Consider the following 22,735-nt stretch of genomic DNA (forward strand, 5'->3'; position numbering starts at 1 on the left):
CCCATTGCAATCCAAGGCCTAATGTTGAAACTGAGTGTCAGAGTAGGCATTGAGTTGCATAACAGCAAGTGAGGTTCTGGCCGGAGGTACACTCACGTGGTGAACACAGCAGGGCGCACGAGCACCAGGGACATCGCACGGGCCGCGGTACGAAGCGAACTGGGACAGGTGGCCTTCGAGTTGTTCCGTCGCGAGGGCTTCGAGAACGTGACCGTCGACGACCTCGCCAAGGCCGCCGGGGTGTCCCGCAGCACCTTCCTGCGCTACTTCGGCACCAAGGAGGACACCGTCCTCAGCGCTTTCGACGCGCAGGGCGAGCGGGTCGCCGACGCCCTGCGCGCCCGCACGGCCGACGAGGACGACTGGACCGCGCTGCGACGCGCGCTCGACACGGTCATCGAGCTCTATCACCAGGACCCGGATGAGGCCTTGGCCCTGACCCGCCTGATCCGGGACACCCCGGCGTTGTGTGCGCGGCAGTTGGAGAAGCAGCACGGCTGGCGCCCGGCCCTTGCCCGCGCCCTCGCCGACCGCACCGGCCGGACCGAGCCCGCGACGCTCGCCCACTGGGTCCGCGCAGCAGCAGCGCTGGACTGCCTCAACGCCGCCGTCGACCACTGGGCCGACTCCGACGGCCGGCTCGACCTCGTCGCCCTCATCGACGACGCCTTCGCCGCACTCGCGTCTCGCTGATCCCGCCTGGACAGACCTTGGATTCCCCGTCCGGCGGGTCATGATCGGAGCCGTAGCCTGACGGTTGCTGTGACGACGAAGCCGCGAAAGGCATGGGCCGTCTTGTCGTAACGGGCGGCGACGGCCCGGGAGTTCTTGAGCCGGTTGATCGTCCGTTCGATCTCGTTGCGGCGTTTGTAAATGTCGGCGCCGAAGCCGACGGGCCTACCGCCTTTGCTGCCACGGCGTTTGCGATGGGCCCGCCGGTTCCTCGGCTCCGGGATGGTGTGCTCGATCCGGCCTGCACCTGCGAGGTGGATCTTGCAGGACAGGCAGCCCCGGAACCGTCCAACTCCCTCGTTGGAGCTACGGTTTCATGGACGGCCTTCCGGCTCCCGAACCGCTCGGGCAGATCGCGCCACGGTATGCCGGTGCGGACTCGAAAGAAGATCCCGTTGATGACCATGCGATGGTCTTTGCACCAGTCGCCACGTCCCGCTGACGACGGCAGGTGCGGTTCCATACGAACCCGCTGAGTAGGCCCGGGGCGCGGTGCCGGGATTGCTCCCGGTCCGTTTCCCCGGACCTCTCGCCGAACCCGCCGTGCGCCTCTCAACGCAACGGGCTCTCCACGGTCTCTATCGTCAGGTTGGCTTCAGGAGCCAGGGGTTGGGGATCTTGTTGCCTCGGTAGCGATACCGGGTCACCGGAATCTCGCTGATCTTGCGCAACTCGATCTCGCCCGCCGTGATCGGCGACCAGTGCCCGGAGGGGGTGGTGAACCGGCGGCGGACGTCCTTCCACCTCCAGTGGTGCCGCTCACGCAGCATGCGGATGATTCTCCACCAGGTGAAGTTGTCCACCATGCTGAACGTGTTCTTCGCGACGGCATGCCGGAAGTAGTTGGCCCATCCGTGCATGACCATGTTCAAACTGGTCAGTACGTAGCCCAGGTCCTGCTGCGACGTCTTGTGGGTCAAGGCACGGATCTTCGCCTTCACCGACCGCAGCGGGCGCTGGGCGACGAAGGTGTAGACGTACCACTTGTTCGTTCCTCGCTTGCGGCGCCACTGGACGTGGAACCCCAGGAAGTCGAATCCCTCGCTCATACTGACCACTTGGGTCTTGGCCGGTGACAGCCGAAGCCCCACCGGCCGTAGCGTGTGAGTGATCTCCTCGCGCAGTGCCTTGGTGTCCTGCTCGGTCCCATGGACCAGGACGACGAAGTCGTCCGCGTAGCGGACGACCCGCCAATTCGGCAGGCCCTTGGCACGCCGTCTTGCACGTAGCTTCTCGGTGGACATCAACCCGCCGGGCTCCCACTCCCTGTGCAAGCGCTCATCGAGCACCGACAGGGCGATGTTGGCCAAGAGCGGAGAGATGACGCCCCCTTGCGGAGTCCCGGTGTGGGTGTCCTGAAGGTCCCCGAGTTCCGTGAGGATCCCGGCCTTCAGGAACGCCTTCACCAGGGCCAGGACCTTCTTGTCCTTGATCCGCACCCGGACACGGTCCATCAGTGCGGCGTGGTCGATCTCGTCGAAGCACGCCTGAATGTCCGCGTCCAGGACCCACCGGTAGCCACGGCTCCCGAAGAAGTGGATCTCAGCAATCGCATCCTGGGCCCGCCGGTTGGGCCGGAAACCATAGGAGACCGCCTTGAAGTCGGCCTCGAAGATCGGTTCCAGCACCAGCTTCAGCGCAGCCTGAACCACCCGGTCGGCGACCACGGGTATCCCCAGTCGCCGCATCTTTCCCGATCCGCCCGGCCTGGGAATCTTCTTCTCCCGCACCGGAAGCACCCGGAACACGCCCGCCTTGAGCTGAGCGCGCAGGTCATTCAGGAAACCAGGGATCCCGATCCGCTCCTCCACGCCGGCGACCGTCAGGTCGTCCACGCCGGCAGCTCGCGCTCCCCGGTTGCCGGCGACCCGATCGAACGCCACCATCAGCGTCGCCGGGTCGTGCACGAGGTTGAACAAGTCGTCGAACCGGCGGCCGGGATCGGCCACCGCCCAACGGTGAAGCTTGGCCTGCATCTCCGATACCCGCTGACGCGGTCCCCTCGGGACCTGCCCCATCGGAGCGCTGGTGTTCACCAGCGCGTCTTTCGGCATTGCAGCCTCCTCCCTCCTCAAAACCACTGCCGCCCTTCCCCATGTGCCGGGCTCTCCCCGGCTCGGAGTACTACGGCGGCTCCGCCCCACCCGACCCGTTCAGCGGTCGATGCGCCTATCCCGGTCTGCGGACTGGAGGCCCGCCGACCGGGAACTGACCCCGGGTGGTTCCCGTGTCCACTGTGGTTCGCTCGGCGAAGTAGGAGCCCGGCTGTGTCCCAGCGGCATCGCCATGAGTACGCCGCAGACCTTCCTCATGACCTCCCGGGCGACCGGAATAAGACACCCCAGGAGTTCCGGCCGCCCAACGACGGCCGTGCGCACCGCACCCGACCCATATCCACCAGATTTGAGCCGGTGACGAAGTTAGGACGTAACAACGCCGGTTCCTCTCGTACTCCTCTCCGCCACGCTTACCGGACCCGCACCATCTGGCAGTACTGGCACGTCCCGATGTCGTCAGGGCCGCTCCCGCCCTCCCCGGCACCACCCGGATCAGGCTGCCCCCAGCCTCACCGCCCTGCTGCGACAGGGTCGGTGGCGAAGGTCTCCCACCTCCACTCGAACCAACAGCGCCTCACGGCGCAAACTCCGCGTCCGTCGGATCACCCCGCCCTACATCGGGCACAACGAGGCGGCGACCCGCCAGTCAGATGATCCGCCGGACACGCCTCAGTCAGTGGTGACGACGATCTCCACCGGTTCGCATCCGGACGCGGAGGCAGTGAGGTGGATCTTCCCCGGGCCGGTGGCGCACAGCACCGCGAGCGCACGTCCCTCGTATGTGGTGTGCTCCGTGCCGTCGAACTGCTCTTCGGTGGACGGGGCGGCGCTGCCGAAGCCGAGGAGTTCTCCCGGTCCGGAGACTTCCAGGCTCACCACTCGGTCGGCACCGGTGTGGCAGGTGCCGTGGGCGTCTGTGAGGGTCAGGTCGACGTAGACCAGGTCGCCCCCCTTCGTGGCCACGACCTCCCGATCGGCCTCGACGGTCAGCCGCACAGGCCCCTCGGCGGACCGCAGGCTCGTACGGCCGGTCTCCACACCGTCCCGGTAGGACACGGCGACGAGGTCGCCGGAGGTGTAGACGGTCTCGAAGTCGGTGCGGAAACGGTGTTGCGCTCCGACGGGACGTCGTCCGAGCGAGGTCCCGTTGCTGATGAGCTCGACCTCGTCGGCGTCGCTGTAGACGTCGACGGTGACCGGGGCGCCTTCGAAGCCTGGCCACGTCCAACTGGAGACGGTGTCGCTCCATGCCCACGGCGACCCTGCCCAGGTCCTGCCGTGGTGCTCAGGCCGTCGGACCGCGACGTACGGCTCGGCTCTCAGGCCGTAGACGATCTCGCGGTAGTACGAGGCGGGCCTGCGATGACCTGTGATGTCGATGTCACCGCAGCCCGCCACCAGGTAGGGGTACGGCGCGTTATGGGCGTGCCGTCGCGCGTCCTCGGTGGCGTACTGGGGCCGCCCGATCCCGACCTCGCCGAGGTAGTCCCAGCCGGTCCAGGTGAAGTCACCGATCACGTGGCCGTACTGCTCGACCATCTCCCAGATACCGTCGATGCGGGTCGGGTAGGTCTCGGTACCGAGAATGATCCGGTTCGGGAAGAGTTCGCGGTCCAGGGCGTAGCGGGCCTCGGCGTAGTTCATTCCGGCCACGTCGAGAAGGGCGAAGGACTCCTCGGTGCGCTCGGTGACCAGCTGCGAGGAGTTGATCGCGCCCATCGCATCGCCGGCGTCGGCCATCAGGGTGTTGATGCCGGCGCCTTGCTTCGCTGCCTGCTCCAGCCTCTGCTGCCGCAGACTCCCGAGTTCGGACATGACGGCGAGCAGCCCGTTGACGGCGTTGGTGACATAGCGCGTCGGGTCGAGGGCACGGACCTTCTCGGCGAGCCTGCGCCCCCAGGCGGCGCCGAAGGGCGAGCCCGTCTCCGGGATCTCGTTGCCGATCGAGTACATGATGACGCTGGGGTGGTTGATGTCCTTGGCGACCATCGCCTCGATGTCGCGCTCCCACCACTCGGGGAAGTTGAGGCTGTAGTCGAACTCGGTCTTGCCGGAGATCCATACGTCGAACGCCTCGTCCACGACGAGCATGCCGACACGGTCGCAGGCGTCGAGCATGGCCTTGCTCATCGGCTGGTGGGAGATGCGGATCGCGTTGAATCCCGCCTCCTTGAGAATCTCGACCCGGCGTTCCTCGGCCCGGGCGTAAGTGGCCGCGCCCAGAACGCCGTTGTCGTGGTGAACGCAGGCGCCACGCAGGTTCACCGTTTCCCCGTTCACGCGCAGTCCGTGCCGGGGGTCTAGCTGCAGCGTCCGAATACCGAAGGCCACTGCTTCTTCGTCCACGTCCCCCAAGGTCACGCGGCAGTCGTAAAGGGTGGGCGACTCGGTGCTCCACAGCGCAGGCGAAGAAACGTACAGTCGCTGCCTGACCGTCGCCGATTCGCCCGGCATTACCGTGACCTTCGAGACGTCTTTGGCGACGACAGTACCGGCGGCATCCAGGATCTCCGTGGCGACGGGGAGCGTGCGCACCTCGATCGAATCGTTGGCCACGTCCATCGCGACCTCGACGACGGCTCGTGAGTCGTCGATGTCGGGAGTGGTGACGCGGAGGCTGTCGGGGACGATCCGGACGACCTCTCCGACGAGCAGCCAGGTGTCGCGGTAGATCCCCGCTCCCGTGTACCAGCGGGAGTCCCGGTGGGCCCGGGCCTCGACACGGATCACGTTCTCCTCGCCGAAGCGCAGGAAGCGGTCGGCGTCGATCCGGAAGTGCGAGTAGCCGTAGGGCCGTTGGCCGGCGTAGTCACCGTTGATGTACACCGTCGCGTCGCGGTACACACCCTCGAACTCCACGAAGATCCGCTTGCCCCGGTACTCCTCCGGGACTGAGAACGTCTTGCGGTACTCGAAGACACCGCCGGGGAAGTAGGCGCCACCGGCCGACTCCATGGTCACTTCGCCGCCGGGGGCCGTGCGGTCCTGTTCGATCATCGCGTCGTGCGGCAGCCGCACCGGCCGGAACGGAACGACGCGGCCGGAGAGTTCGGCGAAGGGATTGACCTTGGGCCGTACCTGCCAGCCGTCGTTGAAGGATGTACGGATCATGCGGGCTCCATGGAATGTCGGCTCACTTCATAGGGGCAGTGCACACAGTCGGCACAACGCGGTTACCACGGCGGCCCGGTCACATGACCGGCGCCACACCCCAACGAAATCAAGTAATGAACAGTTTCAAACGTGGTCAGGCGTGGATGACGGGACACAGCGCAGCCCTGCCCGCTGTCATCGAGTTGTGAGAAGACAGCGGGCAGGGCTTCAAAGTCAGACAGCGGCCCAGCCATCGTCGACGGGCAGAACGGCTCCGTTCACGAAGCTGGCGGCATCGGAGGCCAGGAAGACGATGGCCTCGGCCTGCTCCTCCGCGCTGCCCTTCCGGCCGAGGTTGGCCGGCATGAACTCTCTGATGACGCTGGGACCGTGCGCGTCCTTCCGGGCATCGACGTGGATGCTGGTCGTCGTGGGTCCCGGTGCGCTGGCGTTGGCGCGAATGCCCTGCTTGCGGTACATGACGGCCAGGTTCTTCACCAGTCCGACGATCCCGTGCTTGGAGGCGGTGTAGGCGGCTCCGGCAGCGCTCCCTCGCAGAGCAGCCTCCGAGGCGGTGAACACTATGGAGCCGCGGCCCGCCTCAAGCATGTACGGCAGAACCGCTCGGGTCAGCAGGAACGGCGCTGTCAGGTTGATACGGATGACCCGCTCCCACTCGGCGTCATCGGTCTCACCGAGCGCTGACATGCGGTCCATGATGCCGGCGTTGTTCACCAGCACGTCCACCCCGCCGAAGGCCAGGACGGTGCGGCCGACAAGATCATCGACCACACGCTGGTCGCTCAGGTCACCGACGACGACGAGGCCGGTGCCGCCCTGGTTCTCGATCTCCTTTCCGGTTGCCGTCGCCCCCTCTTCGTTGAGGTCCACGACGACGACGCGCGCGCCCTCCTGAGCGAACTTCAGTGCAGTGGCACGTCCGATACCGCCGCCTGCTCCGGTGACGATGACGCTGAGTCCTGCCAGTCCTGTCGTACTGGGCATCGGGTACTCCTTGTTCCTTGGTTCTCGTGGTACGGCGAAGCGACTGGCTTGCGACTGCTCGTCAGGCCACCGCGCGGGACGGGAGCGGTGTTTCGTTGTGCCGTGCCGGCATGGTCACCAGGTGACGGGCAGTTCGTGCACGCCGTAGATGAAGCCGTCGTGCTTGAACGGGACCTTTTCCAGATCCGTCGCCAGCCGCAGGGTGGGAATGCGTCGGTAGAGGGTGCCGTAGACGACCTGCAGCTCCAGGCGGGCCAGGGGCTGGCCCAGACAGTGGTGCGTGCCTGCGCCGAACGCCTGGTGGTGGCGTGCGGAGCGCTCGATGTCCAGTCGATCGGGGTCGGGGAAGGCTTCGGGGTCGCGGTTGGCGGCATCGCTGGGCGCGATCACGCCCTCGCCGGCCCGGATGATCCCGCCCGCGATCTCGACGTCCTCCAGGGCCACCCTGCGCCGCCCGGTGTGGGTGATCGTCAGGTAACGCAGCAGTTCCTCCACCGCGGAGACGATCAGCTTCGGGTCCTCGGTGGTGCGGAGCCGTTCCAGTTGGTCAGGGTGCTGCAGGAGGAGCAGCGTGCCCAGGGCGATCATGTTGGACGTCGTCTCGTGGCCGCCGAGCAGCAGCAGGACACCGAGTTCGGCGGCCTCCTGGCGAGGCAGCTCGCCGTTCCCGACCCGCTCGGCCAAGGCGGAGAGGAGGTCGTCCTCAGGTGTGTCGAGCTTCTTGCCGAGCAGTCCGTTCAGGTATTCGATCAGGCTCTGGTGGGCGGCCTGCCGTTCATCGAGGGTCGACGACTTCAGGATCATGGTCTTGCTGTTGACCTGGAAGAAGTCATGGTCCTCGTAGGGGACGCCGAGCAACTCACAGATCACCAGTGAGGGCACCGGCAGAGCGAGCGCCTCGACCAGGTCCACCGGGTTGGGGCCGGCCAGCATGTCGTCGATGAAGCCGTCCACGAGTTGCTGGACCGCGGGCCTCATCGCCTCCACCCGCTTGAGGGAGAACGCACCGCTGATCATGCGGCGCAGTTGCGCGTGCTCGGGGTCGTCCATGCCGGGCAGGCTGAGCCGGACGCGGCCCTTCACGGGTGCCTGCTTGGGATAGCCGGGCTGGTTGATGTCGGCGCTGAACCGGGAGTCGGCCAGCACCGACTTCTGGTCGGCGTGCCGGGTGAGCAGCCAGGGAGTACTGCCGTCGAAGAGCCGGACCTTGACGAGCGGGCCCTGCTCACGAAGGGCCCGCAGGGCGGGGGGCGGATCGAAAGGGCAGCCCTGGGCGCGCTTCATCGGGAAGTCGGGGGCGTGCTCCGCCGTCGGTGCGTGAGTATGCGTGGTGTCGGTCATCTCGATACTTCCCCTCGGGTCAGGCGTGCAGGGCGGCCTGGGCGGTGTAGTGGTCGACGATGGCGGCGCGGTGCAGGCGAGCCTGCTTGGGCATGTTCCAGCCCAGGACACCGGTCATGTGTCCGTCCCGGCGGTACAGCGCCACGAAACGCCCGTCGTCCTCGCTGCCCTCAACGACCTGGACGTCGGCGTCCTCGCCCAGCAGTCCGTGGGCCTGGATCTTGGCGTCGAACTGGTCGGTCCACATGTAGGGCACGGGGGTGTAGGGCCGGTTCTCCCCCAGGATGTTGGCCGCGACGGCGGCGGCCTGCTCGTTGGCGTTGGTGCGGTTCTCCCACCGCACGAGCTTCCCGAGACCCCGGTGATGCCAGCGAGCGACGTCACCGACCGCGTAGACACCGTCGGCGGCCTGGCAGAACGCGTCGCACACCACGCCGTCGGCAACCGTCAGACCGCTGTCCGTCAGCCAGTCGGTGGCGGGGACGGAGCCGATCGCGACGACGACCGTCCGGGCGGGCAACACCCTTCCGTCGGCGAGCCCGACCGCGGTGGCCCTGCCCCGCTCCCCCTGTAGGAGGTCGACGGCCACGCCGAACTCCATGTGAACGCCCCTGTCGGTATGGAGCCGCGCGAGCCGGGCAGCCATCCGGGGCCCCAGCAGGCCGACCATCGGGGCAGCCAGCATGCCTACGAGCGTCACGTCGACGCCCATGCCCCGCGCGGTCGCGGCGATCTCCGCGCCTAGTACCCCGTCGCCGATGACCACGGTTCGATCGGTGGACTGCAACGCCGATCGCAGGGCCAGGGCATTGTCCAGGGAACGCAGCGCGTGGACGCCGTCGAGCGACTGCTGTCCCGGGAACGCGCGGGAATGCAGCCCCGTGGCGATGACGACCGCATCGGCGCGGACCGTACGCCCTGAGGCGGTCCGGACGGTCCGCGTGGCGGTCTCCAGTGAGCAGGCAGGATCCTGCAGAACGATCTCCGCGTCCAGTGCGGCCAGTTGGTCCGGAGTACGCAGTTGAGCGCGTTCCGGAACCCACTCGCCGGCCAGAACCTGCTTGGACAGGGGCGGTCGGTCGTAGGGCGGGTGGTATTCACCGCCGATCACCGTGAGCGCTCCCTGATAGCCCTTGCGACGCAGTGCCTCGGCCGTTGCCAACCCGGCGGCGGAGGCGCCTACGACGAGGACACTCTCGACCTGGGTCACGCGTCCTCGCTCAGCACGATGGCGGCCGCCGGGCAGACTGCCGCGGACTCGCGCACGGCAGCGTGGTGTTCCGCCGCAGGTGCGGCATCCAGCAGCACCACGATCCCGTCGTCGTCCCGCTGGTCGAAGACCTCGGGGGCCAGCAGCACGCACTGACCGGCGCCACAGCACTTGTCTTCGTCGACGGTGATTTTCATCTCTTGCTCCTCTGTACGGAGTGGGGGAAGGAGGCAGAAGGAAGGACAGTGAACGAATAGGTCACTGAGGGGGTGACCCTCGCGGGGGGCCGACGGGTCCACCGGGCTTGACGCCCGCTTCGGCGTTACGCCTTGGCGTCCGTCGCACTCGGTGCCGTGGCAGGCTCGCCGGATTCGTGGGCCGTGTGGTGGCCGGAGGCGAGAGGATCCTGCCGTGGGATGAAGGAGGCGACGGACAGCGCGAGCATCGCGGCTGCGCAACCGACGACCATGACGGTGCGGAAGCCGTTCTCCGAGGGCAACGAAACCGGCCCCAGGGTGATGGTCATGTGTGCCAGCACCACGCCGGTGACGGCGCTCGAAGTCGACGTTCCGATCGCACGCATCAGTGTGTTGAGGCTGTTGGCCGCCGCGGTCTCGGTCACGGGCACCGCGCCCATGACAAGGGCGGGCATGGCGCCGTAGGCCAGGCCGACACCGGCGCCGATGACACACGAGATGAACACGAGCTGCCAGATCTGGGACATCATCACGGTGTTGAGGGCGTAGCCGACCGCCACGGTCAGGGCGCCGAGCATCAGCGTCACCTTCGGTCCCCGGGCACGGGAGATCCTGGCGGACACCGGCGCCACGGCCATCATCACCAGCCCCTGGGGAGCGAGCACCAGGCCGGAGACGAGCAGGGACTTGCCCAGACCGTAGCCGGTGGCCGCGGGCAGCTGCAGCAGCTGCGGGATGACCAGGGACATCGCGAACATCGAGAAACCGAACGACAGGGACGCGAGGTTGGTGAGCAGCACCTGTCGGCGCGCCGCTACACGGAGGTCTACGAGGGCGTGGCTCGTGCGGAGCTGGTAGACGCCCCACACGAGCAGGAGGACCACTCCGACGGCGAACAAACCGAGCGTCGTACCGCTGCCCCAGCCCCAATCGGCGCCTTTCGACACCGCGAGTAGCAGGCACACCAGGGCGGCCGACAGCCCGAGTGCGCCGACGAGGTCGAAACGGCCTCCCGTGCGCGCGAGGGACTCCGGGACCATGGTCAGTACGAGAATGGTGGCGGCGGCACCGAAGACTGTGGAGACCCAGAACAGGGCGTGCCAGTCCAGGTTGTCGGCGATGAGGGCGGAGGCCGGCAGACCGAGGGCGCCGCCCACGCCCAGGGAGGCACTCATCACCGCTGTGGCGGAGGAGAGCTTCTCGGCCGGGAGCTCGTCACGCATGATGCTGATGCCCAGCGGGATCACGCCGGCGGAGAGTCCCTGCAGGACACGGCCGGTGATCATCAGCTCCAGGGAGCCGGCCAGCGCGCAGGTCACGGAACCGGCTGTCAGCAGTGCCAGGCTCACCAGCAATAGGCGTCGCTTGCCGTACATGTCGCCGAGACGCCCGACCACGGGCGTCGCGACGGCGGAGGCGAGCAAGGTGGCGGTGACGGCCCAGGCCGTGTCGGACGGCGATGCCTTCAGCAGCTTGGGAAGCTCCGGAACCAGCGGGATGACCAGGGTCTGCATGAGCGAGACCACGATCCCGGCGAAGGCCAGCACCGCCACAACGGCGTTCGACCGCGACGCGGCAGTACTCCCGACGTCGGCGGACTGAGCAGGGGTGTCGGACATGGAGCAGGCCTCCGTCTGAGCAGGCGCGGACTGAGGTTCTCGACTTTTAATTAACCTCGGTGATTTAATTTAGCCAGAGAGGCATCCTGCGGTCAAGCGGTACCGGCGCCCACCCGCAGGATGCTGTCGAGCCCTGTGACGACGAGAAGGGGCTGATCGCCGCAGGAAGAGCATGGAGCCCCGGAGCGTGAGGAACATGGCCGGCAGAACGGTACGGGCGGAGAAGGTGGAGGCGACCCGCGAGGCGATCCTGACCGCCGCGGAGCGGCTGTTCGCCGAGCATGGCGTGCACGCCGTCTCCAACCGTCAGATCGGCATCGCGGCGGGGCAGGGCAATACAGCGGCAGTGAACTACCACTTCGGCACCAAGACCGAACTGGTACGTGCCATCGCCCGCAGACACGCCGAACAGATCGAAGAGATCCGCAGTCGGCTGATCGGGCAGTCCCAAGGCTCCATCGAGCTCCGGGACTTGGTGAGCTGTCTGGTCCGTCCCGTCACCGAGCATCTGGAGACCTTGGGCAGCCCGACCTGGTACGCCCGCTTCAATGCGCAGTTGCTCGCGGACCCCGCGCTCTACCAGATCGCGGCCGACGAAGCGTTCGTGTCCCCGTCACTGCAGCGGTTGGTGACCGGCCTCAAGAGCTGCCTGCCGGGCCTGCCGCCCGCCGTCATCACCAACCGAGGCATCATGGCACGGCACCTGATCATCCAGATGTGCGTCGAGCGTGAACGTGCCCTCGCCGACGGGACTCCTCTGTCCTGGCCCACCTGGCACGACATGACCGTTGGTCTGACCGATGCCATCGTCGGCCTGTGGGCCGCGCCTGCCACATGAGGGCGAAAGGACAGCTGTCGGATCGGAAAAGGGGCGCACCTCGCTCTGATGCGAAGTACGCGCCCCGGGGTCCCATCAGCAGGTACGCAGCCCTGGCTACCGCTTCGTGAAGTACGGCTGCGTGCCCTCCGGGACGGCTAGGACGAGGTGCCGTCGGCCACCTCGCCGAGCAGTCGGTCGACCAGGTCCGAGGGAAGCACGCCCCCCGTCATCAGGACCAGTCGGTTCAGGGGCAGGGACTCGATCATGCGCAGGATCGTCGGATCGCTGGCCATTGAGGTCCTGGTCTCACTCAGCGCCTTCCGGAAGAGCGGGCCCCCGACGGGGTGGCCGACCCACTCCCCCACCGTGGAGTCCCCGGTGAGCGGGGCCGACAGCACCGCAGCCTCGATGGACACGACGGTCGTCAGCCGCAGGTCACGCGAGGACGCGCCGACGGCCAGGACGAAGTCACCACTTTCCAGCACCCACTGGCTCAGGTGAGGGCTGTAGAAGGAAAAGTCCCGCGCGTGCAGCGTGAATCGGACAGGCACGGACTCGCCGGGCTGCAGCAGCACCTTGGTGAACGCCTTGAGTTCCCGAACCGGCCGATCGACCGATGCCTCTTGATCACCGACGTAGACCTGCACCACTTCCTTGCCGGCGCGTGAGCCGGTGTTGGTCACGGTGGCTTCTACGAGCACCGTCGTATCGGCGCCCTCACCCGCCACCGACGCCCGCAGGTCGGAGTAGGCGAAGCTGGTGTAGGACAGACCGTGCCCGAAGGGGTATCCGACCTCCGTCTCCCGCGCGTCGTAGTGGCGGTAGCCGACGTAGAGGCGCTCACCGTAGGAAACGGAGCTGTCGGAGCCGGGGAAGTCGAGGTAGGCAGGGGTGTCCTGGATCCGTACCGGAATGGTCTCGGCCAGCCGTCCGCTGGGGTTCGCTTCGCCGAAGAGCAGGTCCGCCACGGCGCCACCGCCCGCTTGGCCGCTCAACCACACCTCGAGGACCGCCCGGGCGTGCCGGTCCCAGGAGGAGGTACGGAGCACACCGCCGTTGGAGAGCACGACCACCACGTCGGGATTGACCTCGGCGACCGCTTCGAGCACACGGACCTGGGACTGGGGCAGGTCGATGTTGTCACGGTCGAATCCCTCCGACTCTTCTTCCTCGGGCAGGCCGAGGAACAGCACCGCCACATCCGCGGCCCGGGCGTCGGAGACCGCCGCGGACAGCAGGGCCGCGTCCTCGTCTTCCTGCCCGGTCAGCGAGAATCCCGGCGAGAACGTCATCTTCACGCCGTCACCCGCCGCCTCGTCGAGTGCGTCGAGGGCGTTGTCCACACGGGCCGCGTTCACCTTGGAGCTGCCGGCGCCCTGGAACCGCGGGGTGCGTGCGAACTCGCCGATGACCGCCAGCGTCATGGTCGCGCCCGGGGTGAGGGGCAGGATCGCCCCTTCGTTCTTCAGCAGCACCGCCGACTCGGCGGCAGCGGTCCGGGCCAGCGTGTGGTGTGCCTCAAAATCCGCGCCCGGTCGGTCCTCGCCGACTGCGGCTCGCTGGGCCAGGCGCAGCACACGGGCTACCGCCCGGTCGACTACGGCCTCGTCCAGCTCTCCCTGTTCCACCGCGTGCACGAGCCGCGCCGTGGTCGCGTCATTGCTGCCGGGCATCTGCAGGTCGAGCCCGGCCGACACCGCGGCCACCGGATCGACGACCGCTCCCCAGTCGGACACCATGAGACCGTCGAAACCCCATTCACCGCGCAGCACCTCGGTCAGCAGCCACGGGTTCTCCGCGGCGTGCACTCCGTTGATGCGGTTGTAGGCGGCCATCACGGTCCACGGCTGCGCGTTCTTGACCGCGTATTCGAAGCCGGCCAGATAGATCTCGCGGAGGGTGCGCTCATCGACTTCGGCGCTGACCCTCATCCGGTCCGTCTCCTGATTATTGGCCGCGAAGTGCTTGAGCGACGCCCCGACCCCACGACTCTGGATTCCCCGGGCCAAAGCCGCGCCCAGACGCCCGGTCAGCGCCGGGTCCTCCGAGAGGTATTCGAAGTTGCGCCCGCACAGCGGCGAGCGCTTGATGTTCATGCCCGGACCCAGAAGCACGCCCACACCGGCGGCCCGGCTCTCGTCGCCGAGCGCCTCGCCCACTCGGAAGAGCAGTTCCTCGTCCCAGGACGAGCCGAGCGCGGACGCGGTGGGAAAGCAGGTGGCCGGGAGACTCGCCTCGAAGCTGAATTCCCTGGCCTCGGGCCGGATCCGCCGCACGCCATGGGGACCGTCGGTCAGCAGCACGGAGGTCACGCCCACGCGCTCGATACCCGCGGTCTCCCAGCCTCCGTGGCCGGACAGCAGGGAAGCCTTCTCCTGCAACGTGAGTGCGGCGATGGTGGCGGACAGGTCGGTGTGCGCTTGCACGTGATGGTTCCTTCCGATCGGTCATTTCGATAGTTCCAGGCACACTCCAGGCTCACCGGAACGGGGCCTGGAGTGCACCGGCGGTCAGGGCCGTCCCCGGCGCGCCGTCTCACCGAGCCAGTACAGGCTCGCCTTGGGCAGGCGGACGAAGGTTTCCCGGTCGACGGCTATGAGGCCGAAGGTCGGGCGCCAGTGGCCCCACTCGAAGTTGTCCAGCGCGCTCCAGTGCAGGTAACCGCGGACGTCGATCCCGTCGTCGATCGCAGCGAACAGATGCCGGAGAGCTGTGTCGGTGTAGGCGATGCGCCTGTTGTCGTCCGCGGTGGCGATGCCGTTCTCGGTCACGAGGACGGGGACCCCGCCCGTCGTCTCCCAGGCGTGCCGTACGGCTATGCCCAGCGCGTCGGGCCGATAGGCGTTCCCCGTCAGCGTGGTGTCCGGCCCCTGCGGGTGCGGCACCACGCCGTTGGCGTCGACGGCCTGACTGGAGTAGGCCTGGACACCGATGAAGTCGTCCTCGCGCGCATACTCCAGATAGAGGTCCTCACGGACGTAGCGCACCTCGCGCAGCTTGGCCTCGTTACCGGGCGTCGCGGTCAGGGCCTGACAGGAGACCGTCCAGCCTACGGCGGAATCGGTGTTTTCCTTGAGGATCGCTCTGGCGGCCTGGTGGGCCTCGCCCAGCAAGCGGCCGACCTCCGGGTCGGGGTCGGACAGGGCCGGGACACCGTGCTCGCCTTCGACCGTGGGAGTGGGCCACTCCCCCGACTGGACGGCACGGCTCATGTGCACCATATGAGCCAGCATGTTCGGCTCGTTGACGGTGCAGACCCAGGGAACGTCTCGGAGGATCGCCGTCACCCTGCGCACGTATGCGAGGTAGCGCGAGACTCCCTGGGATCCCAGCCAACCGCCCTCCTCCGCAAACCACCGCGGGTGGGTGAAGTGGTGCAGGGTCACCACAGGCGTCAGACCGTACTCGAGGGCCGTGTCGATCATCCCCCGGTAGTGCGCCAGTTCCGCCGCCGAGAAATGCCCGGGGGCAGGTTCGATCCGCGCCCACTCGACTCCGAAGCGGTAGGCGTTCAGCCCAGCCCCGGCGAGCAGTCGCATGTCCTCCTCGTAGCGGTGGTAACTGTCGAGGGCGTCGCCGCTGCGCTCCACGCGGGCCACGTTCTGCTCCCGCACCCACCAGTCACTGTTGACGTTGTTTCCCTCCACCTGGTGCGGCGAGGTGGAGGCTCCCCAGAGGAACGCGTCCGGGTTGTGGCTCATTGGCTCTGTGCCTCGTCTCGAAGGTGGGCGGGCTGCGGCGATGACGACAACACTATGTTACTGATGCGCGTCACTGACGCGCATCAGTAGTTAAGCTCCGCTCTCTTGAGACCTACAAGTCGCCCGAGTGTCACGGCTGGGTAACGCTGCCTGGAGGTCTGCATCAGCCGCGACCGCGCAGAATGACGCGTGTCCGTGACGGTGTGGCACCGCACGTATCATCTTGTGAGCTGCCCTGAGGTACGGCGGACAGACGGTTGAGCTCTCGCCGCGGTCTCCATCGGAGAACACTCGCGGCCCGGACGGTGCGGGGATCATGACACGCTCTCTGAAGCGGACCACCAGTGCCGACGTCGCGCGCGAGGCCGGCGTCTCACGTACGACCGTGAGCTACGTTCTCAACAACAGACCGGGGCAGGTCATCCCGGAAGAGACACGGCGGCGCGTCATGGATGCCGCGGAACGCCTGCACTACCGCCCCCACGCCGGCGCACGCGCACTGGCGGCCGGCCACACCGACGTGGTTCTCCTGTCCCTCGCCGATCTGCCCATGGGCCCCAGCCTCGGCCGATACGTCGAGGAACTGGCCGGCGCACTGGCCGAGCACGGCCTCACCCTCGTCACCCACCTGATGAGTACACACGGCAGGGCCCTTACCGACGTGTGCGCGGCGGTGGGAGCTTCCGCAGTGCTCGGTTTCCGCTCGTTCGACGAGGAGACCGTCCAGGCTCTGCACCGCGTGGGGGCAGTCGTCGTACTTCCGACAACCGGACGGTCCTCCACGATGACGATGTTGGGACACGCCCAAGCAGCGCACCTCATCGATCGAGGACACCGCCGCATCGGCTACCTGTTGCCCGTGGAACACACCTTCGCGAGCATGGCTGAGGACCGCCTGCACGGGGCAGCCGACGCCTGCGCCCGGGCGGGCCTCACCCCTCCCGACAGCCGTGTCGCCGCCATGGAGATCGATCCGCTCTCCCGACTGGCCGCGAGATGGGTCGAGCAGGGCATCACGGCGGTCTGCTCGTACAACGACGAGTACGCCATCGCCCTGCTCGCGGCCATGCAGCGGATCGGCCTGAACGCACCCGGCGACCTCGCGGTCGTGGGAGCCGACGACATCCCCGTGGCCCGCTTCGCGCAGCCCGCACTGTCCACGGTCTACGTCGACCTGCACGAGGCGGGCAGGCAGCGCGCGGAGGCCGTGGTAGCCGGCCTGCATCACCGGAAGTTCGACGAGATGCTGCCTGTCAGCAGCGTACGTCTGGTGGTCAGGGACTCCAGTTGAGCCGACCGCAACGGCCCACCCGAACCCACCACGCTGTCCGATTCGGGCTAAGGGGTCAAAACACCTCGGTGCGACGAGGTTCTGTACGAGCCGGAACGGTGGACGCTGACACTCCGGCCCAGCCCGGCGGCAGAAGCACGCCGCGGTCGCCCCGGCCGGGCCGTGGCCCGCGCTCGCCGGATTGCACTGATCCGCGAGCACTGGAGACGCCTCTGCACAGCAGACACACCGGCAGCCGCATTGGCCCTTGAGCGCCAGGCCCCTCATGGCCCGCACCGCGGGCCCGATCGGTCCCGGTGAGCCCGTCGCAGTGCGCCACTCACGGCACAGGCATCGGTCACGACGTGGTCCGCTGCCACGCCTGCAGCAGTGCGACCACTGTGACCGCATGAATCCGCCGCGGCACGAGCGACCCCGCCACGGCCATGAGTCGACTACCCTGAAGGGCTCCGCCACCGGCGTCCGGAGACGCCCCGCGCCCGCCCTTCCCACGTACCCGTCTTCCCGCCGGACACGCGGACACGACCTTGGCCAAGACGGACAACGCTCGTGAAGGCGATGAGCTGAACCTCCCGGCCAGGACACCCCCGACAGCACTCGCGCGCCTCGACGCCGCCCGGCAACCAGCAGTCGGCATCGCCCCTGACGCTCAGGCAGCCGACCGGGTTGGCACAGCGCCGTACTCCACCCTCCGGCGGGCCGGTTATCGACTTGTTACATCCAGGTGTCTTGCTGGCGCAGACCGTGTCCTGTTTCCTGCTGATGCGCGTCAGTGACGCGCATCAGCAACTCAACGTCACCACCGATGTCGGCACACGCCGCACGACATGAGAAGTCCCGAAGCCAGCCTCCGTTGAGAACCCAGCAGGGATTCGGGAGGCGAAGCCGACCGCTCCAGCGGACGAGGTACCGGCGCGGACTACGACGCAGCCGCAACCACCCATCGTTTCGCGCCACTTGAAACCCTCACCGACGGGCCGACGGCTCGGCCCCCCTCTCGCCGAAGAACTGTTACGGCCGGCTGGGGGCAACCCGCCGAGCACTGCCCATCACGACGTCAGCCCGTCCACCACGTCCCTGACCACCCTCCGAAAGGGCAGTCCATGTCCGCCACCGAAGAGTCCACGGTCACGCCGGTGAAAGCCGACGTCAGCCGATTCACCCCGCGCCAGGCACTCACGCTCGTCGCCCTGTTGTGGACCACCGCGCTCACCGCCATCACCGGGTTGCTCGCCGGCAACGCCCAGGCGGACATCGCGATCCACTTCCACACCACACAGATCGCCTGGTTCACCCAGGGTCCCCAGCTGATCAGCGTCTTCCTGACGCCGTTCATCATGAAGTTCGCCACTGTCCACGGCAAGAAGCGGATGATCGTCATCATCACGATCGCCGGGCTGATCGGCGATGTGATCGCAGCCTCCGCGACGAACTACGACATGCTGCTGGTGGGGCGCGTGCTGGCCGGCGCCTACGTCCCGACCGCCGCCCTCTGTTTCTCGATGGTCCGTGACGTCTTCCCGCCACGCGTGGTCGGCACCGCGAGCGGTGTGCTCGCCGCCAGCGCGGGCCTGGTCGGCCTGGGCGGCCCGTTCCTGTCCGCCTGGCTGATCGACGACCACGGCTTCCGCGCAGCACTGTGGTTCATCGCCGCCTCCACCGCCGGGTGCCTGGCGCTGCTGCTGCTGTGCGTCCCGGAGAGCCCCGTGCGCGAGCCCGGCCACCGCATCGACTACGTCGGCGGCCTGCTGCTCGGAGGCGGTCTGACGGTCGCCGTGTACACGATCGGCGAGGGCTCGCAGTGGGGGTGGACGAGCGGCAAGGCTCTCGGTGGATTCGCCATCGGTCTTGTGGCGCTCATCATCTTCTTCTTCTACGAGGCACGGGTCGCCCAGCCGCTGATTCCCCTGGCCATGATCAAGCGGGATCGCTTGTGGAGTGTCGTCCTCGCGACCTCGATCACGGCGGGTTCGGTCTACGCGGTGGGCACGGCGATCCAGCTCCTGGCCCTGATGCCCACCATCCCGCATGTCTCTGACGGACTCGGGTGGTCGGTCACGAAGAACGCCGTGGTCGGTGCGCCTCTGAGCGCGTCGGTCATCATCTTCGCGATCCTCACCGGCAAGCTCGCCAAGAAGTTCGACACCAGGATCCTGCTGGCCATCGGCGGCGTGCTCGCCGTGTCCGCCTACGTCTTCGCCTCCCAAGTGCACGACTCTGTAGGGGCCTTCCTGGTTCTCGGTCTGCTCAGCGGGCCGGGCATGGGCCTGATCGTGGCCGCCATGCCGATCATGATCATCCAGTTCGTGACCCCGGAGGAGCAGGCCCTGGCCAACGGCTCGCAGTGGCTGGTGCAGGGTGTGATGCAGGTCGTGATCACCCAGCTCGTCTTCTCGGTCATGACCCAGCACGGCACCGTCGCCCAAGGTACGCAGTTCTACTCCAACGCCAGCTACAGCAGCGCCTTCTGGCTGGTGGCCGGGACCTGCCTCGGCGGCACGCTGCTGGTGGCCGCCATCCCCAAGGCTCGCCGGATCGACACGGTCGAGGCCGGCCAGGCCGCCTGATCAGTTCCCGCCCCCCGTAGTCCGCGTACGGCCGAACCGGCAGAGCCGTTCGGCCGTACCGCGGTTCACCCTGGCGGCCTACAGCAGGCCCGCAAGATCGCCGTGCTCGCCGAGCCCATCGGGGTGCCGTCGGTTCCACACGGTGGTCAGCAGCAGAACTACTACCTGGTCGCGTCACAGCCCGCCTGCCCCATGGCCGAGCCATTCCCATCCGACTCCATAGCGGTCGGCGATGAATTACCCGCCTGGGCGCTCGAGGGCGAACCGACCGTGACATCGAAATCGCCGGCCTGACCATCCACGCGGACGAAGGGCTGCTGATGCTCAACGGGGTGGGCAACCGAGACCCGAAAGCCTTCCCGGAGGCACCGGACACCCTCGGCATCACGCGGGACGCCCACCATCACATCGCATTCGGCTTCGGTGTGCACCAGTGTCTGGGCCAGTCGCTGGCGCGCATGGAGCTGCAGGTCGTATACAGCACCCTCTACAAGAGGATCCCCACCCTCAGGCGCGCGGTCGGCCTGGACCGGATTCCGTTCAAGCACGATGCGTTCATCTACGGGGTCTACGAACTGCCCGTCACCTGGTGACGCCACCGCACGCCCCAAGGAGGATCTCGTGACGGTGACCATCGAACAGGACAGGTGTATCGGCACCGGACAGTGCGTGATCGCCGCCTCCTCGGTGGTCGATCAGCGAGACGAGGACGGCATCGTCGTCCTGCTCGACGACAGCCCGCCGGCCGACCAAGCGGAGAGCATCCGGCGCGCGGCCATGGTGTGCCCCGCCCTGGTCGTAGGGGGAACTGGCGGCCTCGGGGAAGCCACCGTGCGCCGGTTGCACGCCGCGGGTGCCCAGGTCGTGACCGCGGACGTCAACGACAAGAAGGGCAGGAATCTGGAAGCCGAACTCGGCATCCGCTACGTGCACACCGACGCGACCGACGAGAAGAGCGTGACAACAGCGGTCGCGGCGGCCGAGGCCGCGGGACCGCTGCGGATCGTGGTGGACGTGCACGGCGGTCCGGCGAGCGGCGGCCGATTGGTCGGAAGAGACGGCAGCCCCCTGGATCTGAACGGTTTCCGCACGACGATCGAGTACTACTTGACCTCGGTATTCAACGTGATGCGTCTCGGTGCCGCGGCGATCGCGCGGCAGGAGCCGTTGGACGACAGCGGTGGACGGGGAGTTGTCGTCACGACCGCGTCCATCGCGGCATCCGAGGGGCAGATCGGGCAGCTCCCCTACGCCGCCGCGAAGGGCGGCGTGGCCAGCATGACGCTGGTCGCAGCGCGCGATCTGTCACCGCTGGGCATTCGTGTCGTCACGGTCGCCCCGGGCACCGTGAACACTCCCGCGTATGGAAAGGCCGGCGAACAGCTTGAGGCCTGCTGGGCTCCTCAGGCGCAGTTCCCGAAGCGCATGGGCCGTGCGGCGGAGTACGCGGCGCTGGCACAGCACCTGTGTGAGAACGACTACTTGAACGGAGAAGTGATGCGGCTGGACGGCGCGCCGCGCTTCCCGCCCAAGTAGTACCGGCGGCGCGACTCGTGGGCGCACTGCCTGCCACGCGGACCATCGTGGTGCCGGTGTGGCTTGCGAAGACCGATGGCTCGCCCGGTGCCGCCCTCGACGCCGGGCGAGCCCCGCTGATCAGTAGGCTTTCCTTCCGTCGCCCACCGTCTTGGGGGCGGACCTTCGGCGGCAGCAGGGACTGGCCGTCGCAGGGCAGTGGAAGTCTCGGAGCGGTGACGATCATGGCTGGCAGAAGCGTGCGGGAGGAGAAGGTCGAGGCGACCCGGGAAGCGATTCTGGGCGCGGCGGAGCGGCTGTTCGCCGAGCATGGCGTGTACGCCGTCTCCAACGCCCAGATCAGCGAAGCCGCGGGGCAGGGTAATACCGGCGCGGTGAACTACCACTTCGGCAACAAAATCAACGTAGTCCGCGCCATCGCCCGCAGGCATGCGGAGCAGATCGAACAGATCCGCGCCCATATGGTCAGCGAAACGGCGGATTCCACGGATCTACGGGATTGGGTGGCCTGTATGGTCCTCCCTCTCACAGAGCACCTGGAAGCACTGGGCAACCCCACCTGGTACGCCCGCTTCAACGCGCAGTTGATCGCCGATCCCGCCCTCCACAAGGTCAGCGTCGAGGAGTCCCGGTCCTCCCCTTCACTGGGACGGTTGCTGGACGGGCTCAACAACTGCCTGCCCGCTCTTCCGGCCGACGTACACGCCAACCGTGGCATCATGGCCCGCCACCTGATCTTGCAGATGTGTGTCGACCGCGAGCGCGCGCTCTCCAACGGCACTCCTGTCTCGTGGCCGACCTGGCATGACACCGCCACTGGTCTCATCGACGCGATCATCGGCCTGTGGACCGCCCCAGTCACGACACCGTGACCTCTCCGGCGTCTCCGGGTCGTCCGTCTCGATGACCTGGGCCAGCTCCTCGGTGCCACTCAGCGGTCCGCCGCCCCCGCCGACGCATCAGTGAGGGCGGGTGTGACCGCGAGCAGCGGATGCAGCGCATCCACCAGGTCGGCCCGCTGTCGCTCGGTCAGCCCGGCGACCATGCCGGCGAGTCCCGTCCGGCGTGCCGACCACAGAGGACGGACAGCCTCCGCTCCCTTCTCCGTGAGACTGAGCCGTTTGACCCGCCGGTCCTCGGGGTCTTCCACGCGCCCCACCAGGCCGGCCCGGACCAACCCGTCGACGGCGCGGCTTGTGGCAGCCGGGGACAGTCCCAGCCGGTCCGACAACTCCGAGGGGCTCAAGGATCTCTGGGTGGAGTCCACGATCGTCATGATCTTGTACTGGGTCAGGGTGAGCTTGAACGCGTCGATCATCTGAATCTCGTCGCGTTGAGTGTTGCGCACGGCCGCGGTGACAAGGCGCAGCAGCTCGTCCACCAGCCGTCCCCCAGGGTCATTTGATTGCATAGACACAATGATATTGTCTATGCAATATTTGCGTGTGCGAGTGAGGTGTGGGGCGTCCTTCGGCGCTCCGACAACTCGCTGTTCGTGTTCAGCGCAGCGGACCACCGACGCCTCACCGGGAGTGCAAATCCAACGGTGGATCCGACGATCACGGG

General features: G+C 67.6%; 17 protein-coding genes and 1 pseudogene. 7 read left to right on the forward strand and 11 right to left on the reverse strand.

All coding sequences use genetic code 11. The features are described 5' to 3' along the window. Nucleotides 1-99: 99 nt before the first annotated feature. The gene (locus tag ACFWPS_RS20995) at nucleotides 100-693 is read left to right on the forward strand and encodes a TetR/AcrR family transcriptional regulator (RefSeq protein WP_383707230.1); all 594 of its coding nucleotides are present in this window, start codon (nucleotides 100-102) and stop codon (nucleotides 691-693) included. A 38-nt stretch (nucleotides 694-731) separates the two neighbouring features. On the opposite strand, the pseudogene ACFWPS_RS21000 reads toward ACFWPS_RS20995, so the two are convergent. The 8 genes and pseudogenes from ACFWPS_RS21000 to ACFWPS_RS21035 form a co-directional block, all read right to left on the reverse strand. Beyond that, nucleotides 732-1,195 (reverse strand): annotated as a pseudogene (locus ACFWPS_RS21000) (transposase). 121 nt (nucleotides 1,196-1,316) lie between these two features. Next, nucleotides 1,317-2,786, reverse strand: a complete 1,470-nt coding sequence (gene ltrA, locus ACFWPS_RS21005) for a group II intron reverse transcriptase/maturase (protein WP_383707232.1) — start codon at nucleotides 2,784-2,786, stop codon at nucleotides 1,317-1,319. A gap of 672 nt (nucleotides 2,787-3,458) precedes the next feature. After that, nucleotides 3,459-5,900 carry a glycoside hydrolase family 2 TIM barrel-domain containing protein gene (locus tag ACFWPS_RS21010; protein WP_383707234.1) on the reverse strand — a complete coding sequence of 814 codons (2,442 nt, stop codon included), beginning with the start codon at nucleotides 5,898-5,900 and terminating at the stop codon, nucleotides 3,459-3,461. A gap of 216 nt (nucleotides 5,901-6,116) precedes the next feature. Then, nucleotides 6,117-6,887: an SDR family NAD(P)-dependent oxidoreductase gene (locus ACFWPS_RS21015; RefSeq protein WP_383707236.1), complete on the reverse strand. Its 771-nt coding sequence runs from the start codon at nucleotides 6,885-6,887 to the stop codon at nucleotides 6,117-6,119. Nucleotides 6,888-7,001: 114 nt separating this feature from the next. Continuing rightward, nucleotides 7,002-8,228 (reverse strand): cytochrome P450, encoded by a 1,227-nt coding sequence (locus ACFWPS_RS21020; protein ID WP_383707238.1) that lies wholly within the window; start codon nucleotides 8,226-8,228, stop codon nucleotides 7,002-7,004. 19 nt (nucleotides 8,229-8,247) lie between these two features. Continuing rightward, nucleotides 8,248-9,438: an NAD(P)/FAD-dependent oxidoreductase gene (locus tag ACFWPS_RS21025; protein ID WP_383707240.1), complete on the reverse strand. Its 1,191-nt coding sequence runs from the start codon at nucleotides 9,436-9,438 to the stop codon at nucleotides 8,248-8,250. Further along, the gene (locus ACFWPS_RS21030) at nucleotides 9,435-9,635 is read right to left on the reverse strand and encodes a ferredoxin (protein ID WP_383707242.1); all 201 of its coding nucleotides are present in this window, start codon (nucleotides 9,633-9,635) and stop codon (nucleotides 9,435-9,437) included. Before ACFWPS_RS21030 ends, ACFWPS_RS21025 begins: the two co-directional genes overlap by 4 nt. Before the next feature lie 125 nt (nucleotides 9,636-9,760). After that, nucleotides 9,761-11,254, reverse strand: coding sequence for an MFS transporter (locus ACFWPS_RS21035; RefSeq protein ID WP_383707244.1), 1,494 nt, complete (start codon nucleotides 11,252-11,254; stop codon nucleotides 9,761-9,763). 196 nt (nucleotides 11,255-11,450) lie between these two features. On the opposite strand from ACFWPS_RS21035, the gene ACFWPS_RS21040 reads away from it, so the two are divergent. Continuing rightward, nucleotides 11,451-12,092, forward strand: coding sequence for a TetR/AcrR family transcriptional regulator (locus ACFWPS_RS21040; RefSeq protein WP_383707246.1), 642 nt, complete (start codon nucleotides 11,451-11,453; stop codon nucleotides 12,090-12,092). Nucleotides 12,093-12,229: 137 nt separating this feature from the next. Here the strand turns inward: ACFWPS_RS21040 and ACFWPS_RS21045 are convergent, their stop codons facing one another. Further along, nucleotides 12,230-14,500: a glycoside hydrolase family 3 C-terminal domain-containing protein gene (locus tag ACFWPS_RS21045; RefSeq protein ID WP_383707247.1), complete on the reverse strand. Its 2,271-nt coding sequence runs from the start codon at nucleotides 14,498-14,500 to the stop codon at nucleotides 12,230-12,232. Between the two features lie 84 nt (nucleotides 14,501-14,584). Continuing rightward, the gene (locus ACFWPS_RS21050) at nucleotides 14,585-15,775 is read right to left on the reverse strand and encodes a family 1 glycosylhydrolase (RefSeq protein ID WP_383707249.1); all 1,191 of its coding nucleotides are present in this window, start codon (nucleotides 15,773-15,775) and stop codon (nucleotides 14,585-14,587) included. A 316-nt stretch (nucleotides 15,776-16,091) separates the two neighbouring features. Here ACFWPS_RS21050 and ACFWPS_RS21055 point away from each other — a divergent pair, with 316 nt between their 5' ends. The 5 genes from ACFWPS_RS21055 to ACFWPS_RS21075 all read left to right on the forward strand — a co-directional run bounded on the left by ACFWPS_RS21055 (nucleotide 16,092) and on the right by ACFWPS_RS21075 (nucleotide 22,041). After that, entirely contained in the window at nucleotides 16,092-17,066 is a 975-nt protein-coding gene (locus ACFWPS_RS21055; protein ID WP_383707251.1) for a LacI family DNA-binding transcriptional regulator, read from the forward strand. A 1,103-nt stretch (nucleotides 17,067-18,169) separates the two neighbouring features. Next, nucleotides 18,170-19,633 carry an MFS transporter gene (locus tag ACFWPS_RS21060; protein WP_383707253.1) on the forward strand — a complete coding sequence of 488 codons (1,464 nt, stop codon included), beginning with the start codon at nucleotides 18,170-18,172 and terminating at the stop codon, nucleotides 19,631-19,633. 275 nt (nucleotides 19,634-19,908) lie between these two features. After that, complete coding sequence (locus ACFWPS_RS21065) at nucleotides 19,909-20,226, forward strand: cytochrome P450 (protein WP_383707394.1); 318 nt, start codon at nucleotides 19,909-19,911, stop codon at nucleotides 20,224-20,226. A 28-nt stretch (nucleotides 20,227-20,254) separates the two neighbouring features. Further along, entirely contained in the window at nucleotides 20,255-21,169 is a 915-nt protein-coding gene (locus ACFWPS_RS21070) for an SDR family oxidoreductase (RefSeq protein WP_383707255.1), read from the forward strand. A gap of 224 nt (nucleotides 21,170-21,393) precedes the next feature. Beyond that, nucleotides 21,394-22,041: a TetR/AcrR family transcriptional regulator gene (locus ACFWPS_RS21075; RefSeq protein WP_383707396.1), complete on the forward strand. Its 648-nt coding sequence runs from the start codon at nucleotides 21,394-21,396 to the stop codon at nucleotides 22,039-22,041. Between the two features lie 59 nt (nucleotides 22,042-22,100). On the opposite strand, the gene ACFWPS_RS21080 is transcribed toward ACFWPS_RS21075, so the two are convergent. Next, nucleotides 22,101-22,550 carry a MarR family transcriptional regulator gene (locus tag ACFWPS_RS21080; protein WP_383707257.1) on the reverse strand — a complete coding sequence of 150 codons (450 nt, stop codon included), beginning with the start codon at nucleotides 22,548-22,550 and terminating at the stop codon, nucleotides 22,101-22,103. Nucleotides 22,551-22,735 lie beyond the last annotated feature (185 nt).

The sequence above is a fragment of the Streptomyces sp. NPDC058457 genome, from assembly GCF_042720695.1.
In the GTDB taxonomy this organism is placed as follows: Bacteria; Actinomycetota; Actinomycetes; order Streptomycetales; family Streptomycetaceae; genus Streptomyces.

Bases quoted from the DNA above. Each gene is read 5' to 3' on its own strand.
- ltrA (WP_383707232.1), bottom strand. From the start codon at position 2,786: ATGCCGAAAGACGCGCTGGTGAACACCAGCGCTCCGATGGGGCAGGTC.
- ACFWPS_RS21010 (WP_383707234.1), bottom strand. From the start codon at position 5,900: ATGATCCGTACATCCTTCAACGACGGCTGGCAGGTACGGCCCAAGGTC.
- ACFWPS_RS21015 (WP_383707236.1), bottom strand. From the start codon at position 6,887: ATGCCCAGTACGACAGGACTGGCAGGACTCAGCGTCATCGTCACCGGA.
- ACFWPS_RS21020 (WP_383707238.1), bottom strand. From the start codon at position 8,228: ATGACCGACACCACGCATACTCACGCACCGACGGCGGAGCACGCCCCC.
- ACFWPS_RS21030 (WP_383707242.1), bottom strand. From the start codon at position 9,635: ATGAAAATCACCGTCGACGAAGACAAGTGCTGTGGCGCCGGTCAGTGC.
- ACFWPS_RS21035 (WP_383707244.1), bottom strand. From the start codon at position 11,254: ATGTCCGACACCCCTGCTCAGTCCGCCGACGTCGGGAGTACTGCCGCG.
- ACFWPS_RS21040 (WP_383707246.1), top strand. From the start codon at position 11,451: ATGGCCGGCAGAACGGTACGGGCGGAGAAGGTGGAGGCGACCCGCGAG.
- ACFWPS_RS21050 (WP_383707249.1), bottom strand. From the start codon at position 15,775: ATGAGCCACAACCCGGACGCGTTCCTCTGGGGAGCCTCCACCTCGCCG.
- ACFWPS_RS21055 (WP_383707251.1), top strand. From the start codon at position 16,092: ATGACACGCTCTCTGAAGCGGACCACCAGTGCCGACGTCGCGCGCGAG.
- ACFWPS_RS21060 (WP_383707253.1), top strand. From the start codon at position 18,170: ATGTCCGCCACCGAAGAGTCCACGGTCACGCCGGTGAAAGCCGACGTC.
- ACFWPS_RS21075 (WP_383707396.1), top strand. From the start codon at position 21,394: ATGGCTGGCAGAAGCGTGCGGGAGGAGAAGGTCGAGGCGACCCGGGAA.